Origin of the sequence: Paenibacillus dendritiformis, assembly GCF_021654795.1 — a bacterium.
In the GTDB taxonomy this organism is placed as follows: Bacteria; Bacillota; Bacilli; order Paenibacillales; family Paenibacillaceae; genus Paenibacillus_B.
Genome location: NZ_AP025344.1, coordinates 408,113 through 422,925, shown reverse-complemented (window position 1 = coordinate 422,925; position 14,813 = coordinate 408,113). Strand labels below are relative to the sequence as shown.

At 56.4% G+C, this 14,813-nt stretch carries 15 protein-coding genes; 6 read left to right on the top strand and 9 right to left on the bottom strand.

Features of this window, described 5'->3' with window-relative positions; all coding sequences use genetic code 11:
* Nucleotides 1–266: 266 nt before the first annotated feature.
* Nucleotides 267–1,214, top strand: a complete 948-nt coding sequence (locus L6439_RS02010) for a transposase (protein WP_213468739.1) — start codon at nucleotides 267–269, stop codon at nucleotides 1,212–1,214.
* A 901-nt stretch (nucleotides 1,215–2,115) separates the two neighbouring features.
* On the opposite strand, the gene def is transcribed toward L6439_RS02010, so the two are convergent.
* Both def and mutY read right to left on the bottom strand, forming a co-directional pair.
* Nucleotides 2,116–2,631, bottom strand: coding sequence for a peptide deformylase (def, locus tag L6439_RS02005; protein WP_168178477.1), 516 nt, complete (start codon nucleotides 2,629–2,631; stop codon nucleotides 2,116–2,118).
* Between the two features lie 104 nt (nucleotides 2,632–2,735).
* Complete coding sequence (mutY, locus tag L6439_RS02000) at nucleotides 2,736–3,851, bottom strand: A/G-specific adenine glycosylase (RefSeq protein ID WP_168178476.1); 1,116 nt, start codon at nucleotides 3,849–3,851, stop codon at nucleotides 2,736–2,738.
* 339 nt (nucleotides 3,852–4,190) lie between these two features.
* Here mutY and L6439_RS01995 point away from each other — a divergent pair, with 339 nt between their 5' ends.
* The 4 genes from L6439_RS01995 (at nucleotide 4,191) to L6439_RS01980 (ending at nucleotide 6,337) form a co-directional block, all read left to right on the top strand.
* Complete coding sequence (locus L6439_RS01995) at nucleotides 4,191–5,009, top strand: sulfite exporter TauE/SafE family protein (RefSeq protein ID WP_420540584.1); 819 nt, start codon at nucleotides 4,191–4,193, stop codon at nucleotides 5,007–5,009.
* Nucleotides 5,006–5,380, top strand: a complete 375-nt coding sequence (locus L6439_RS01990; protein ID WP_168178474.1) for a DUF1634 domain-containing protein — start codon at nucleotides 5,006–5,008, stop codon at nucleotides 5,378–5,380. The genes L6439_RS01995 and L6439_RS01990 overlap by 4 nt, the downstream gene beginning before the upstream one ends.
* Nucleotides 5,381–5,401: 21 nt before the next feature.
* Nucleotides 5,402–5,878, top strand: a complete 477-nt coding sequence (locus tag L6439_RS01985) for a chromate efflux transcriptional regulator ChrS (protein ID WP_168178473.1) — start codon at nucleotides 5,402–5,404, stop codon at nucleotides 5,876–5,878.
* A 117-nt stretch (nucleotides 5,879–5,995) separates the two neighbouring features.
* Nucleotides 5,996–6,337: a c-type cytochrome gene (locus L6439_RS01980; protein WP_168178472.1), complete on the top strand. Its 342-nt coding sequence runs from the start codon at nucleotides 5,996–5,998 to the stop codon at nucleotides 6,335–6,337.
* A gap of 107 nt (nucleotides 6,338–6,444) precedes the next feature.
* On the opposite strand, the gene L6439_RS01975 is transcribed toward L6439_RS01980, so the two are convergent.
* The 4 genes from L6439_RS01975 to L6439_RS01960 form a co-directional block, all read right to left on the bottom strand.
* Nucleotides 6,445–8,190, bottom strand: a complete 1,746-nt coding sequence (locus L6439_RS01975) for a sensor histidine kinase (protein ID WP_168178471.1) — start codon at nucleotides 8,188–8,190, stop codon at nucleotides 6,445–6,447.
* 208 nt (nucleotides 8,191–8,398) lie between these two features.
* A complete protein-coding gene (gene acpS, locus L6439_RS01970) occupies nucleotides 8,399–8,794 on the bottom strand; it encodes a holo-ACP synthase (protein ID WP_168178470.1) in 396 nt (131 codons plus the stop codon).
* A gap of 202 nt (nucleotides 8,795–8,996) precedes the next feature.
* Nucleotides 8,997–9,803 (bottom strand): ABC transporter permease, encoded by an 807-nt coding sequence (locus L6439_RS01965; protein ID WP_168178469.1) that lies wholly within the window; start codon nucleotides 9,801–9,803, stop codon nucleotides 8,997–8,999.
* The gene (locus tag L6439_RS01960) at nucleotides 9,800–10,753 is read right to left on the bottom strand and encodes an ABC transporter ATP-binding protein (protein ID WP_213468737.1); all 954 of its coding nucleotides are present in this window, start codon (nucleotides 10,751–10,753) and stop codon (nucleotides 9,800–9,802) included. The genes L6439_RS01965 and L6439_RS01960 overlap by 4 nt, the downstream gene beginning before the upstream one ends.
* A gap of 316 nt (nucleotides 10,754–11,069) precedes the next feature.
* Here L6439_RS01960 and bioA point away from each other — a divergent pair, with 316 nt between their 5' ends.
* Complete coding sequence (gene bioA, locus L6439_RS01955) at nucleotides 11,070–12,428, top strand: adenosylmethionine--8-amino-7-oxononanoate transaminase (protein WP_168178467.1); 1,359 nt, start codon at nucleotides 11,070–11,072, stop codon at nucleotides 12,426–12,428.
* Between the two features lie 57 nt (nucleotides 12,429–12,485).
* Here the strand turns inward: bioA and L6439_RS01950 are convergent, their stop codons facing one another.
* The 3 genes from L6439_RS01950 to L6439_RS01940 are packed head-to-tail and all read right to left on the bottom strand — an operon-like array spanning nucleotide 12,486 to nucleotide 14,735.
* On the bottom strand, nucleotides 12,486–13,487 hold the full coding sequence (locus L6439_RS01950) for an acetoin ABC transporter permease (protein WP_213468736.1): 1,002 nt from the start codon (nucleotides 13,485–13,487) through the stop codon (nucleotides 12,486–12,488).
* Entirely contained in the window at nucleotides 13,477–14,352 is an 876-nt protein-coding gene (locus tag L6439_RS01945; protein WP_168178465.1) for an ABC transporter ATP-binding protein, read from the bottom strand. The genes L6439_RS01950 and L6439_RS01945 overlap by 11 nt, the downstream gene beginning before the upstream one ends.
* The gene (locus L6439_RS01940) at nucleotides 14,349–14,735 is read right to left on the bottom strand and encodes a GntR family transcriptional regulator (RefSeq protein ID WP_168178464.1); all 387 of its coding nucleotides are present in this window, start codon (nucleotides 14,733–14,735) and stop codon (nucleotides 14,349–14,351) included. The genes L6439_RS01945 and L6439_RS01940 overlap by 4 nt, the downstream gene beginning before the upstream one ends.
* Nucleotides 14,736–14,813 lie beyond the last annotated feature (78 nt).

Genomic DNA, 14,813 nt, shown 5'->3' with positions numbered 1-14,813 from the left:
ATGGGATATTGGCCCAAAGGTAATAGAAAGCCATTGCTTCAAAAAAGCAGGTTTGTTGTCCAAAAAAGTACCGTACACCTTTTGATCTGAGAAAGACTTTTATTTACTGTTTTAAATCCTTCGCAAAATTCTGAGGATATAGTATGAGCGGGCAAAGAAAAGTTATTGGATTAATTTTCAAATAAACACTTGAAATAAGAACATTAGTTCGATATACTAAAAGCAGAATATACGTTCCTATATTTCTTTTGGAGGAGGGAAGCGGTATGAGGGCCTGGGAGTCGATCGAGAACGTGGAAGAACTGCTGCAGCTGTTACATAATGAAGCCGAGTGCCACTCTTTTTTGTTTCGTATGAAATGGCCTAATGGCTATACTTGCCCCCGCTGCCATCATGGCGAGGCTTATGTTATCAAGACGCGGCGGCTGCCATTGTATGACTGTCGGGCCTGTCGTCATCAAACCTCGCTTATAGCAGGAACGATAATTGAGGGAAGCCGTACGCCGCTGTGGAAGTGGCTGACGGCAATCTGGCTCGTCTCCCGTACCGACTTAACTTTCAATGCGGTTGAACTCCGTGCGCTCATTCAAGTGACATATAAGACGGCTTGGTCCATGCTCCATAAGATTCGAAAAGCCATTAACCGTGCCGATACCGCCGAGCCGTTGTCAGGAGAGGTTCATGGCATCGTGGCTTTCTATGGCCGTCCCTATTCTTCCCCTATTCTTCTCCATGAACGAGAGTGCCCGATCATTGTCGCTGAATCTAGCCGGACGGGGCCCGCCGGTTCAGATGCCTACACCAATCCGGCTTCTGGTACCGAAATGGAAGAAGAGAGCGCCTTGAACCGGAGGCTCAAGATGAAGATCGTTGACCGATCGCATTGCTCTGGCAAGTCACTTTTGCGCATAGCTTCTGACGAATTCGCTAAGGTTCATACTCAAAGCGATTCTTCCGTCTCGATTATTCGCTATTACTTTCAAGCCAAGCGGAACAGATATCTGTGCCAGACCTTCAAGCGTGCCTGGCAGTGGATGAATCGTACGTATCACGGAATCGGGTCTTCATACCTTCAATTGTATCTGGATGAGTTCTGTTTCCGCCATAATGCCGCAGCTTGCGGATCATCGCCGTGGGTCTATTTATTGCGCTCATGTTTGTCGTTCCGGGACGCGAGCGCTTCGAATACTTCTTATGTAATTTCTGCTGCATAGACAGATGACGACGTAATGAAACTAGGCACATGAGTGTAACGCCCGTCTATTATTCACTCAGAATAAGACCTTTTACAGGGATGAACATCTTCAACTATCGGACAGCCTCACGCGCCCCTTGCCTGATATATTTTGCGTCTCTGCGCAGCGGGGAGTTCTTCCATGACTAATACTCACTGTGTTGACCTGGCCGGACTACTTTTCGAGTCTAATCAACACTCGACTCTACCGTCACCTCTGGTCTGGTCGCTTGACGTGCTAAGGGAGATCGGTTGTCGGTGTTGAATCTTCGGTGTGAATAATGGCGTGTTTTCTTTTAAAAACTATCTGTTATTTAGGGTGGACCTATTTTTTCGGGCGTTACGAAATTGTGCATCGCGGCGACTGCATGCATCTTGTGTAGCCCGATTTGACGGTGCCTGCAAGCACCGTGCGGCGCTCGTATGGCGGTGACTGGTTCCATCGGGTCGCACACGGATAACGTGACTGGTTCCATCGGGTGGCACGCGGTTAACGTGTCTAGTTGCATCAAGTGGCACGCGGTTAATGTGACTGGTTGCATCAAGTGGCACGCGGTTAACGTGACTGGTTGCATCAAGTGGCACGCGGTTAACGTGACTGGTTGCATCAAGTGGCACGCGGTTAACGTGACTGGTTGCATCGTTGTGACTGGCGTAGTTGTGAGGGAGTAGGAACTGCGGTGTCGCTGTTGTGCCCTTTTTTATGAGCGAATGGGATAATGACCAAAAGGACTTGAACCCCTTGGCCCCTGTACGGCGTCCTTCCATTCAGGTTCTACCACTATCCCCAACCTTTAACTCCACTATCCGCTACATTATCATACTGGTAAGGTTACTATTTCTACACTTGCTGTTAGTCCATAGTGCCCTCCGTGCAGTTATTATTGGCCGTTCGAGAGGCGAATCACGTCGAGCAGCGGGACATATTGGCGGGTAGCTTCATGGACAAGATGGCTGTCGGTCACGCGGTCGATGAACAGCTTGCCGTCCAGATGGTCCATCTCATGCTGAATGCAGCGGGCAAGGAGGTTTTCTCCTTCCAGCGTGAATGTATCTCCGTTGCGATCCATGCTGCTGATTTTCACGTATTGGTAGCGCTTGACGCGGCCGTAATATCCCGGATAGGATAGGCACGCTTCCATTCCGTCTGCTTCCCCCTCGGCCTCCAGCAGGTGGGGGTTAATTAATTCTATCAGGCCTTCGCCGCAATCCATGACGAGTACGCGCCGCAGCACGCCGATTTGCGGCGCGGCCAGTCCGGCTCTGCCGGGGCGTGCATAGAGGGTATCTTTCAAATCATCGAGCAAGGCCAAAATCCGATTATTCACTTCAGTAACAGGACGGCATCTTTTTCGCAGTATCGGATCCCCAAAAGGAAGGATTTCTCGTTGAGCCATGAATACACTTCCCTCATTTCAAATCGAAAAGGCAGGATGACGTCTGCCGTCGGCCTGCCTTTTCATAATGGTGTCTATTATATCATAGGTACGCCGCAGAAGTGTTATCCGTGCTGTCTTTGCTCGGCGAAATAAGCATGCAATAGCCGTAAAAATAAGTTCGGAAATGCCAGCCGCTCCATCTCTTCCGGCCCGATCCAGGCATATTTGCCGCCGGCAATCGCCGGGGAGGCATCCTCTATTCCGCAGCGGTACACGCGCATCTGCCAGTGGATATGGCTGAACGTATGCTCGGCATCGGTCCAATGCTGGAGCGGCTTCAACCGTACACCCTCCGACTGCATCCCTTGCCGAAGCGCCTCCATCGCTTCTTCCTCGCGCAGGTCAAGCAGTCCTCCGGTCTTTGGCGCCAGCAAATGGGGCAGTTCCCACATGCGCGCCAATAATCCGGCATCCGGGCGCTGGCGGGCCAGCACCTTGCCCGCATGCTCCCCTGCGCCTTCCACGAGAGCCGCATAGCGGAGCTCCGGCTTCGGCGGCTTCGCTTTCGTCTTCACCGGCAGCATCAGCTCCTCGCCGGCAATCCGCCCGGCACAATGCTCCATGACCGGGCATGGCAGGCACGCCGGGGATTTCGGCGTGCATACGAGCGCGCCGAGCTCCATCAGGGCCTGGTTGAATTCCGAGGCACAGCCCTCCGGAATCAATTCCTGCGCCAGATGCTCCATATGCGCGCGGGTGCCGGCCTTGGCGATGTCGTCATGCAGGCGGAAGTAGCGCGACAGCACTCGCATGACATTGCCATCGACGGCCGGCTCGGGCCGGTTGAACGCGATGCTCATAATCGCGCCCGCCGTATACGGCCCGATGCCTTTCAAGGCCGAGACCTTGGCCTTGTCGTCCGGGATGCTGCCGCCGTATTGCTCTTTGACTTCACGCGCGGCAGCTTGGAGATTGCGGGCTCGCGAGTAGTAACCGAGCCCTTCCCACGCCTTGAGCACCTCTTCTTCCGGTGCCTCGGCCAGCGCCTCGACTGTCGGGAAAAGAGCAATGAAGCGCTCGAAGTAAGGCTTGACGGTCTCGACGCGAGTCTGCTGGAGCATAATTTCCGATACCCATGTATAATACGGATTCGAATGGCGCCGCCAAGGCAAATCCCGCCGGTTCGCCCGGTACCAATTCAGCAGCTCCCGGCTGAAATAACGCTTTTGTTCGTTCATGACGGCCTCCCGTTCTCGTTCTTTAAAATTAAGGAGATTACTTTTTAACGATCTTAACGATAAACAACCTTACGTATTTGTTCAATCCCTTCCCCCGCTTTTTTGCCGCTTCCGGCTGGAACCGCGAACAAGACTCTGCCAAAATAGAAAGTTGTTTTTCGATATTACCAACAAATCGAAGCCATTATATGATATATTTGTACACATCGAAACCTATCCAAGGGGTTATTATTTCGAAATGATGAAATAATTCTAGTTATTAAACAAAATAATTCTCCTTGGCCTCCGTTTCTACTATTTTAGAAAGGAGATGCGTTCGTGACTCTCTTTGCTTTTGAAATGCTGCTGATTTCCGTCCTGGCCGGCATCGTCGGATCCGTGCTTGGGCTCGGCGGCGGCATTATCGTCACTCCCGCATTGACGCTGCTCTTCGGCGTCGACATCAATCATGCCATCGGAGCCAGCATTATTTCCGTCATCGCGACGTCCAGCGGCTCTGCCATCGCTTATATCAGGGACCGGATTACGAACCTCCGCGTCGGCATGTTCCTTGAAATTGCGACAACGGTAGGCGCTATTACCGGAGCTTTTCTGGGAGCGATTATTGCTCCTGACTGGCTCTATGTTATCTTCGGCTTGCTGCTGCTGTACTCTGCCCTGGCCATGCTGAAAAAGGCCAAATCCGACCTTCCGACTGAAGTCGAACCCCATCCGTTGGCGACGAGGCTGAATCTGCACAGCCATTATTACGACAAGGCGATTCAGCAGGAAGTCCACTATACCGTGGCCAACCCTTACGGCGGCTTCGGCGTCATGTACGGCGCAGGCGTCATCTCGGGCCTGCTTGGCATCGGCAGCGGGAGCTTCAAGGTGATGGCCATGGATCTGTTCATGAAGCTGCCGCTGAAAGTATCCAGCGCGACGAGCAATCTGATGATGGGTGTAACGGCGGCGGCCAGTGCCGGCGTCTACCTGTTCCGCGGCGACATCGATCCGGTCATCTCCGCACCGGTCGCACTCGGCGTCTTGATCGGAGCCACCCTGGGCACGCGCATTATGCAGCGTTTGAAAAACAAAACGATTCGCAAGCTGTTCGTACCGATACTGGCCTACGTCGCCATCCAAATGATTATACAAGGGATAGGTGGTCAAGGATGAACGAACCAAAGGATAAAGAGAAGGAAATGCTTGATGTCGAAGCCGCGGTCAGCTCGTTTTTGCGAATCGGCGTCCTGACGAGCGCGGCTGTTATTGTCACCGGACTTGTCATGTTCCTTGTGACGGGAGTGAGCGGCTATCCGGAGGGCGAATATCCGACCACCGTCACGGCGATTATACAAGGTATCGCCGCCGGCAGAGCCTGTGCGATTATGATGGGCGGCTTGCTGCTTCTCATTATGACCCCGGTCGTGCGGGTTTTTATTTCGATTTTCGTCTTTGCCAAAGAGAAAGACTATCTGTACGTCGCTATCACATCGCTCGTCTTCGTCATTCTGATGATAAGCCTGGCGTTGGGCAGAGCTGGTTAACGAACTTCAGGAGGTGTTCGCATGTTCTCTTTCGACGATATCCCCGCTTCATCGCTTGATGAGATTGATAAGATGATTTTGTCGGCGCTGCACAGCAACAGCCGGCTCTCGTATACCGACCTGGCCAAGAAGGTCAATCTGTCCCGCGTGGCCGTCCAAGCCCGGGTACAGGCGATGATGGAAGACGGTCTGCTGGAGAAGTTCACGATCGTCATTAATCCGGAAAAATTGGGCATCCGGGTATCGGCGTTTTTCAATGTCGAGGTGGAGCCCCAGCATTTGATGAAGGTCGCAGAACAATTAGCGAATGAGCCCTCCGTGACGAGCCTGTATCATATGACGGGCCCGAGCAAGCTTCATATGCATGGATTGTTCGCTTCGAACCGGGAGATGGAGCAATTTCTGCAGGAAAAGCTGTATCCTCTTCCCGGCATTATGAGCGTGGAGACGCAAATTTTGATCAAGCGCTACAAGAGCCGGATGGGCATGAAGCTGTAGGCCAGTTGTGAACCTTCTGCAACATTGCGGCGGAAAGCTTGATTTTCGAGGAATTTCTTTCCTATACTGAGTACAAGATCATAGACAATTCGGAAAGCACGGGAAAGGAAGGGTTCCATGCGCACACGCAAATTATCAGCGCGCGCCGCGGCAGGCGGAGCGCTGCTGCTCGCAATCAGCATGCTGCTCGCCGCTTGCGGCGGATCATCGTCTGCCTCGACGCTGGAAGGGCCAGAGGAAGCCGTCGCCGTCTACAAGCAGCGCTGCATGCAATGTCACGGCGATCAGCTGCAGGGCTTGATGGGGCCGGAATCGAACCTGCAAAAGGTCGGGGAACGGCTGTCGAAGGAAGACATCGTAAATACGATCAAGAACGGGGGCACTCGCATGCCTGCGCAGCGCAACATCGATCAGGACGACATTGACAAGGTCGCCGAGTGGCTCGCCGGCAAGAAGTAGCCGGGCATGGCTCAAGCCGAGGTCGAGGCACGGCTGCCGGCCGGACAGGCAGAACGCAGACGGAAGCGTAGAAGTACGCTCCGGTCTGCGTTTTGTGTTGATGGCGGTCACGAGGTTGGCGCGACCGGCAATGTAAAGGTCAGCATAACGCCGCCATCGATATTGGCAATGGAATACCGGCTCTGATGCCGGTCAAGCAGATGCTTGACAATCGACAGGCCGATGCCGTTGCCGCCCCCCTGGCGGCTGCTTGCCGCATCCGCGCGATAGAATGCATCCCACACGTGGGGAAGATGCTCCTCCGCAATCGGCTGGCCTTCATTCCGAACTTCAATCCGAACGACGCCGGACTCAGCGCCGCGCTCCACCCGGATGTCGATCCGCCCTCCCTCCGGGGTGTGGCGAATCGCGTTCGTCAGCACATTGGTCACGATCTGCTCCAGCCGCTGCGGATCGGAGCGCACCATAACCTCCTCCTCCGGCAGCCAGTCCAACCGCAGCACCCTCCCTGTTGCAAACGGTTCCACCAATTGCAGCACGTACGCAAGCGTAGAGCGCAGCGGTACATTACTCCACCACAGATCGAAGTGACCGCTCTCCAGTTGGGACAGATCCAGCAGATCCTTCACAAGGCGGGACATCCGCTCCGCTTCGTTCACGATGACCGAGGCGTACTTGTGCCGCTTCGCCCCTTGGCCCACATTGTCGCGGAGCGCTTCCGCGTAGCCTTGGATCAGACTGACCGGCGTCTTCAGCTCGTGAGATACGTTGGCGACGAACCGCTTCCGCAGCAGTTCCAGCTGCTTCTCCTTCTCGATATCCCGCTGCAGCTGCTCATTGGCCGCCTGCAGCTCTCCCATCATGCCGTTCAGTTCGTTCGCCAAATAGTCGAAGGTCGCGGCCAATTCTCCAATCTCATCCTGGCGCCTCATCTCGGTCCGCACGGAGAAATCATGCCGGGCCAGCCGCTTCGCCATCTCGTTCAGCTTGACAAGGGGGTGGGAGATCAGGCGCGTGAACAGAAAAGCGAAGCCAAGCAGCAGCACGATCGCAGCCAGGAAGAAGTAACGGTAGAACCCGCTGAGCAGCGAGGACGCGTCCGAGACGGGCTGCAGCGTAGATACCGTTATCATATATTGCTGCTTGCCTTCGTCGTCGGGCATGGGCGCCATGGCGGCCCACACCCGTTCATTCCGGTTTCCGTCGATCCCCCGATCGTAGAGCTCGACGGCAATCCCCTGGCGCAGCGGCTTGCGCAGCATGTCCTCCAGCTTCTCGTGCAGCACCGATTTCAGCCGCAGCGTCTCCGGACCGAACCACCTCGCAGGCTGGACCGGCATAGCCGGAAGCGTTCCATCGCCTGCATGCGGCACCTTCCCGTCCGGCTTCTTGCCTGGAATCTTCCCATCCGGCACCTTCCCGCCCAGCGCATTGCCGGCAAAGGAGGACGGCCTCGCCGGCGCCGGAGGCGTAATCTCGGAGCCCGGCAAGGTAGGATACAGCATAATACGATAATCGCTGTCGTCACGCATCGGAGCGGCAGCTTGGGGCCGGCTGCCCAGGAACACATTGACCGTTCGCCCATCCTTCACGACAACTCCGGTTAGGGAATAATGCTCCATGTCGAACGATGCGATGCGCTTCATCCACGCGGCATCGACCTTGTCATCCCCCAGCTCTTCGTACATGCTGCGGAATTCCTTCTCCAGTTCATGTGCCCGTACCTTCAACGAATACGGCTCGAAGAATATCAATTGCATGATCATGAACAATGCCGTGAATAAGAAAAAACCGACCGCCGTCGTCCAGTACACCTTTTTCGCGAGGCTCCAAGTCCGTTTTTGTTTTGTCATCGGTATTTGTATTCATTTCCTCCCACGGTGATATCCGTCGCCACGCATTGGAATTTACCCCCATTATGTAGGAAGCCCCCCGAGATTGCAATATACGCCTGTTTACATCAAAGCAGCCCCGCCCCCAGAATCGGGGAACAGGGCTTTATTGGGCGGATCATAAGTTATACCACAATCGGACAGGCCGCCCAAGGCGGTTCAGCGGCCCTTATTCCGGCAGGCGCTCCACGATCGCCTGCGCCGAAGCAAGGCTTGGCTGATGCGAGATGCTGACGTGAATGCGGCAGGAAGCGCCGGACAGGCCGAGCCGGCTCCAGGCTGCCTCGCTGAGACGGGCATGCGGCTTGCCAAGCGCATCGGACAGCACTTCGATATCGTGGAAGCCAATTATCGGCCCGAATCCGGTGCCGAACGCCTTCACCACGGCTTCCTTGGCCGCGAATCGCCCGGCGACCCATTCCGTCCGGCGCGCTTCCCGCTGCGCAAGCGCCTCCCTCTCGCTGGCAGTCAAGATCCGCTGCAGGAAACGCTCTCCGCTTGAACCATTCAACAAGCGGGCAACCCGCTCCATCTCCAATATGTCATGCCCGATACCGTAGATCACGAACCTCTTTCCCTTCTTTACGGTGACGCTTGAATTATATATATAGAGAATACAACTGAGAAGCCATAACAAGCAAGCTTGTCTCCAGCATAGCGGACCGGCGGTGTTGCATGCGATTCCGCATGGCCTGTTCGCCTCCCGTGAGGGTAGGGTTCACGTCAAATCGCTTCCCTGCGAGGCAGCCTCCCCGCGTGCTGCCGTCTTACTCGCTCACCCGCCATTTCACCAGCTTGTTAATGACGAACAAGGTGACGATGCTGTAGGCGAGCAGGACGACACAGTTCCACATGACGCCGTCGGTCCAGCCAATCAGCAGGACGGTGCGCATCGCATCCGCCGCATAGGTGGTCGGGAACAGATACGAGACCCACTGCAGAGGCTGCGGAAGCTGTTGAATGTCCATCATGACCGGGGACAAGAAGGTAATGAACATCATGAGCACCTGGCAGATCATGTTCGTCAGCTGGTGATTCGGCGACCAGAAGCCGATGCACACCCCGATGCCGACGACGCTGGCCAGCGACAAAATAATGACGACCGGCAGTCCCCAAGACACCTGGAAGGCGATCCCGTAGCCAACGCTTCCAATCACGGTCAAAATGACCGTAGACGGCAGCGTGCTCATCAAGCCGCGCAGCAGATTGGCGATGACAAAGCTCATTTTGGAGATCGGGAGCGAGGCGTAGTACGTAAAGTGTCCTTGGTGCTTTTGCCATGAAATCTCCTGGCCCATGCTGTTCATCCCCATCACGATGACCCCGAAAATCAGGTTGCCCGCAATGATGCGGGTAATCATCTCTTCGCTCGGATTCTCCGTGAAGAAGGTCATGAACATCATCGTCGTCAACGGAAACATCGTCGCCATCAGCAGCACCCACGCCCAACTGTCCCGGATGATGGCGAATTGGATGCGGAACAGAATGGACAGCTCGGTCATCGCGCGTCCCGGACCTTGCAGCGGAGCGGATGACGCTTCCGGATTCGGATGTGGAGCGATCGCCTGATTCATGCTCCCGCCACCTCCTTTTCTACCTCTTGATCAATATGAAAATAGACATCTTCCAGGCTTGGCGGCTTCACGGCGTACTCCTCAATCGGCAGTTCCGGAGAATGGACGATAAAATCGAGCACCTCACTGGCGTCCTCCTTGTTCACCAGCAAAATGAGCCGGTTCTCTCCGTTAGCGTGAAGCTGCCCCCAGCGCTCCATCGCCCGCACCGTATCCTCGCGGTGTCCGAATTCTGTCGTCAGCTCGAACTTAAGGCGCTGATCGACCTTCTGCTTCAGCTTCGCGACCGTATCATTCGCCAGCAGCCGGCCGTGATTGATCACCGCCACCCGATCGACAACCTGCTCCGCCTCCAGCACATTATGCGTGACAAGAATGACGGTAGCGCCCTGCTTATTGCGCTCCTTGATCAGATTCCAGACCAGGCGCCGATTGGCCGGGTCGAGTTCATTCGTCGGTTCATCCAATATGAGCACCGGCAGCCGGCCGATCATCACCGTCCCGATGCCGACCAGCCGCCGCTGGCCGCCCGATAAATGCCGCAGCAGCTTCCGTCCCTTATCGGCCAGCCCCATCAGCTCCAGCAGTTCCTCGGCCTGCCGCTCGGCTTCCGCTTTGGCCATCCCTCGCAGCCGCCCGGTAAATACGAGCGCTTCACGCGCCCGGAGCGAGGACAGCGCATGCGGCTCCTGCGAATAATAGGCAACCTGCTGCGCAACCCGCTTCGACTGCTGGCTGACGTCGATTCCTTCGTACCGCACGCAGCCGGATGTCGGCTTCAAATGCCCGATCATTTGCTTAATCAAGGTCGATTTGCCTGCGCCATTCGGGCCGAGGACGCCCAAAATCTCGCCCTCCTGCACCTGGAGCGAAATGTCGATATTCGCCTTGACCTTTCCCTTCTTATAGAGCTGGCTCACTTGTTCGACCTCATATACGATCCGATTCACCCGCTTCTCCCTCCTCCTTCTTCTACTTATGAGCATACATGGCGCTCCTCTCCCCCTGAAGCGTCCGCCGCCTGAAATCGGATTCATGCTGAAGAAGAATTTATATCTCGGTCTGGAGACCGAGGAGCGGAGCCGGCCAAGAAGGCCCGGTTCCACGGTGCCTAAACCAATCCGCCGCGGGAGCTGCCCCCAGCCCAATGGACGATAGGTATTGTCTCCGCCTTTATCATTTGTTAACCTTATATTTAGATAACTTGGTTTACATTTTAATGCGGAGAAGTTTACGCATTACCGAACACGAAGGAGATGGAGTTCCATGGAAGTGAACCGGAAGCGGGAATTGCTTGAAAAGGATCGGGCTTATGTGTGGCATCCGTTTACGCAAATGAAGGATTACGCCAATCGGGATCATGTGCTGATTGAACAGGCCGACGGCCTCTTCCTCTATGACGCGGACGGACGGCGGTATTATGATACGGTGTCCTCTTGGTGGTGCAATCTGCATGGACATGGCCATCCGCGCATCAAGGCGGCGATTCGCGATCAGCTTGACGCGTTCGACCACGTCATGTTCAGCGGGCTGACGCATGCGCCGGGCATCGAGCTGGCCGAGCAGCTCGTGCGATTAACCCCCGAAGGGTTGACGCGGGTGTTCTATTCCGACAACGGTTCGACGGCCGTCGAGGTGGCGCTTAAAATGTCGTTCCAATATTGGCAGCATCGCGGGCGAACGGAGAAGACGACGTTCGCTTACCTGGATGGGAGCTATCATGGCGACACGTTGGGCGCGGTGAGCGTGGGCGGGGTCGATCGCTACCACGCGCTGTTCCGGCCGCTGCTGTTCCACGGCCACCGCCTGCCGGCGCCCGATCTGCGGCAGGCGCGCACCGCGGGAGCCGAGGGCGAACGCGAGACGGCGGATCAGGCGCTCGCCGCGGTGCGCGAGCTGTTCGAGCGGAAGGGCGACACGATCGCGGGCTTAATCGTGGAGCCGATGCTGCAGGGAGCCGGCGGCATGATTATGACGCCGGCCGCCTATTTGCAGGGCGTGCGCGAGCTCTGCAGCCGTTACGGCGTCCACCTCATCGCCGACGAGGTGGCGACGGGCTTCGGGCGAACGGGCGTCATGTTCGCCTGCGAGCATGCCGGGGTCAGCCCGGATATCCTGTGCCTCAGCAAAGGACTGACCGCCGGCATCATGCCCCTCGCGGCGACGCTGTGCCGCGAAGAGCTGTACGCCGCGTTCTATGACGAGGACGCGGCGAAGACCTTTTTCCACGGCCACAGCTTCACCGGCAATCCGGTGGCGTGCGCCGTGGCGTTGGCTTCACTGCGCCTGTTCGAGGAGGAACGCGTCCTCGAACGGGCGCAGGACACCATTGCCGCGCTGGCGGACGCCCTGCGCGGCCTGGCCCGCCTGCCGCATGTCGCCCATGCGCGGCAGCTTGGGCTCGTGGCGGCGTTCGACCTGTACCTGGATGCCGAACGCCGCCAGCCCTTCCCGCCCGAACGTCGCATCGGGGCGGCCATGTACGAGGCGGGCTTCGAGGAAGGACTGATCCTCCGCCCGCTCGGGGACACCCTCTACTATTGGCTTCCATTGTCCGCCACGCCGGACGATGTCCGCGACATCGCCGCCCGCACCGAGCGGGCGCTCCGCCGCGTCCTCGGCTAAACGCACGGCGGGCGGGAGCTTATACATCCGCTCCCGCCCGCTTTATCATCCGCCTCGCTACAGCCTGATCCGCGCCAGCTTGCGGATACTCAGATACCCGGCTATAATACAGAACCCGGCTCCAATCAAATACCCCAACCCGCCCGGGTAAACGAGAGTATAACAGATGTCGCCCCCGAACAGAGCCGCGCAGAACACGCCGATACCGATCAGCACCTTCTCTCCCGCGGGAAACAGGATCAGCTTCCCGTTGTTCTCCAGCGGGTTCCGATTATAAAGGACAAGACCCGCGACAAAGAGCAGCAAAGCGGACGCGCCGACGAATCCGTACGGATACCGATTGATGCTTTCCGTAATCCAGCTCAGGATGTTCAAGTTTTCCCATACGGTCCCGCGCAATTCCATGTGCTGGTAGACTGGAGCCGGAAAGAAAACAGAGATAAGCTTCCGAACCATCGAAGTTATAAATTCATAAATGCAGAAAAGAATGAAGGTCAGCACCGCCTGGGCCGTCCAGCTGCCTGTGAAGGAGCCCATGAACAGCATCAGCGTATACGCCGACAGGACGGCGAAAATAACATGAAACGCATACTTGATAAAAACCATGACGGTAAAATGCGAGCCGATCGGAGAAGCCCACAGCATGGCGGCGTACATCGCCGTGATGACAAGGACGGACGAGATGATGTAGGCCGCGCCAACCATCCATTTCGTGCCATAAATCAGCCAGCGCGGATACGGCAAGGCGAACCCCAGCTCGCTGACGTGGTTCCGCCGTTCATAGCCCATTTGCCACAGAGCCAGCAAAAAACAGATCAGCGCAAGCCCGAACTGAAAAATAGCGTATTTCTCGGAAAACGCCCAGTTCACCGCATTATTCGGGTCGCGGTCGAATATCGAGGCGTTATGCCCGATATATTCCGGCGACGGGAACCACCATTGCTGCATATGCATAAACAAGACGGCCAAAAAACCGACCAGCGGCATCAACGCGAATAATCCCCATGTCTGGCGAATCTCCTTCCGCCATAGCGGCCGGATAAACCAATTATGCAGCACCCCCGTCACCTCCCGACTTCCATGTGAACCAATCTTCCAGCGAGAGCGGGATCTCGTCGACCAGCATCGGTTCCTCCCTCTCCAACGCATGCAAGGCCGCTTCCGATTCCACAATCACCGTATACACGCGGCCAACCTGCTGAAGGACGAACACCCCCGGCTCGTAGAGCCAGGCTGGCGGCTCCGGCTTGCCGAACACGATCTGCAGCTTCTTGATCTGCTGCCGGAGCTGCTCCAGCTCCCACACTTCCTCGGTCCGTCCTTCCCGCAGCAGGACGACCGTATCCGCGATGCGGTCCAACTCGTGCAGCATATGCGATGAGATGAGGATGGAAGACTCTTCATCGAGCGATCCGACGATCAGGCTTAACAGCTGCTTCTTCGCTATCGCGTCTATCCCGTTCGTCGGTTCATCGAACAGAATCAGCCGCGCTCTCGTAGCCAGCCCGAGGGCCGCACTGAACAGCATCTTCATCCCCTTCGACAGCGACCGCACCCGCTTGTGAAGCGGAAGCTTGAAGTTTTCCATGGCCTCCGTAAAATAAAAAAGATCAAAATTCGGGTAAATTTGCGCGTACCAGCTGGCGCATTCCCGAATCGTATACGCTTCCAGCGCCGTCGGCGCATCCGGGACAAAGACAATATCCCGCTTCAGCTCCGGATAGCGGTGCACGCTAATGCCGTCAAAAGCGACGCTGCCCTGATCCGGGCTATAAATGCCGACCATCGTCCGCATCAGCGTCGTCTTGCCGGTGCCGTTCCGGCCCACGAGCCCGACGATCCGCCCCGGCTCGATGCCGAAAGTGACGCCTTGCAGGACGGGCTTGCCGTCAATCGATTTATGTACAGCCTCCACTTGCATCATGATTCTTCCCTCCACCATTCATGACATGCCTGCTCGACCATGTCCAGCAGACCGGACGGTTCCAGTCCGAGATGCTTCGCTTCCAGGGCGACGCGCTTGATGTCCTCTCTCAGCTTCTTCATCCGTTCCTCCGCCATGCCGGGAGACGCTGCTTCCGCGACAAACGTGCCTTTGCCCCGCATCGTCACAATCACCCCTTGCCGTTCGAGCTCCTGATAAGCCTTGCTGACCGTATTCGGGTTAACCAGCAGCATCGCGGACAGCTCGCGCACCGAGGGTACCTTCTCTCCCGCTTCCAGCGCTCCCGTGGCGACGAGCGCTTTCATCTGGTCCACGATCTGCTCATATATCGGCGAAGCGCTCTGCTCTTGCAGACGAAACATGGAAACCCTCCTTTCTGCTGATCGAACCAAATAGTGTATTATTAGAACTAGTACACATGGTACATAAGAATAGACAAT

Excerpts from the sequence above, each read along its gene's own strand:
- L6439_RS02010 (WP_213468739.1), top strand. The coding sequence starts at position 267 with ATGAGGGCCTGGGAGTCGATCGAGAACGTGGAAGAACTGCTGCAGCTG.
- def (WP_168178477.1), bottom strand. The coding sequence starts at position 2,631 with ATGGCTCAACGAGAAATCCTTCCTTTTGGGGATCCGATACTGCGAAAA.
- mutY (WP_168178476.1), bottom strand. The coding sequence starts at position 3,851 with ATGAACGAACAAAAGCGTTATTTCAGCCGGGAGCTGCTGAATTGGTAC.
- L6439_RS01995 (WP_420540584.1), top strand. The coding sequence starts at position 4,191 with ATGCTGCTGATTTCCGTCCTGGCCGGCATCGTCGGATCCGTGCTTGGG.
- L6439_RS01990 (WP_168178474.1), top strand. The coding sequence starts at position 5,006 with ATGAACGAACCAAAGGATAAAGAGAAGGAAATGCTTGATGTCGAAGCC.
- L6439_RS01985 (WP_168178473.1), top strand. The coding sequence starts at position 5,402 with ATGTTCTCTTTCGACGATATCCCCGCTTCATCGCTTGATGAGATTGAT.
- L6439_RS01980 (WP_168178472.1), top strand. The coding sequence starts at position 5,996 with ATGCGCACACGCAAATTATCAGCGCGCGCCGCGGCAGGCGGAGCGCTG.
- L6439_RS01975 (WP_168178471.1), bottom strand. The coding sequence starts at position 8,190 with ATGACAAAACAAAAACGGACTTGGAGCCTCGCGAAAAAGGTGTACTGG.
- L6439_RS01965 (WP_168178469.1), bottom strand. The coding sequence starts at position 9,803 with ATGAATCAGGCGATCGCTCCACATCCGAATCCGGAAGCGTCATCCGCT.
- bioA (WP_168178467.1), top strand. The coding sequence starts at position 11,070 with ATGGAAGTGAACCGGAAGCGGGAATTGCTTGAAAAGGATCGGGCTTAT.
- L6439_RS01945 (WP_168178465.1), bottom strand. The coding sequence starts at position 14,352 with ATGATGCAAGTGGAGGCTGTACATAAATCGATTGACGGCAAGCCCGTC.
- L6439_RS01940 (WP_168178464.1), bottom strand. The coding sequence starts at position 14,735 with ATGTTTCGTCTGCAAGAGCAGAGCGCTTCGCCGATATATGAGCAGATC.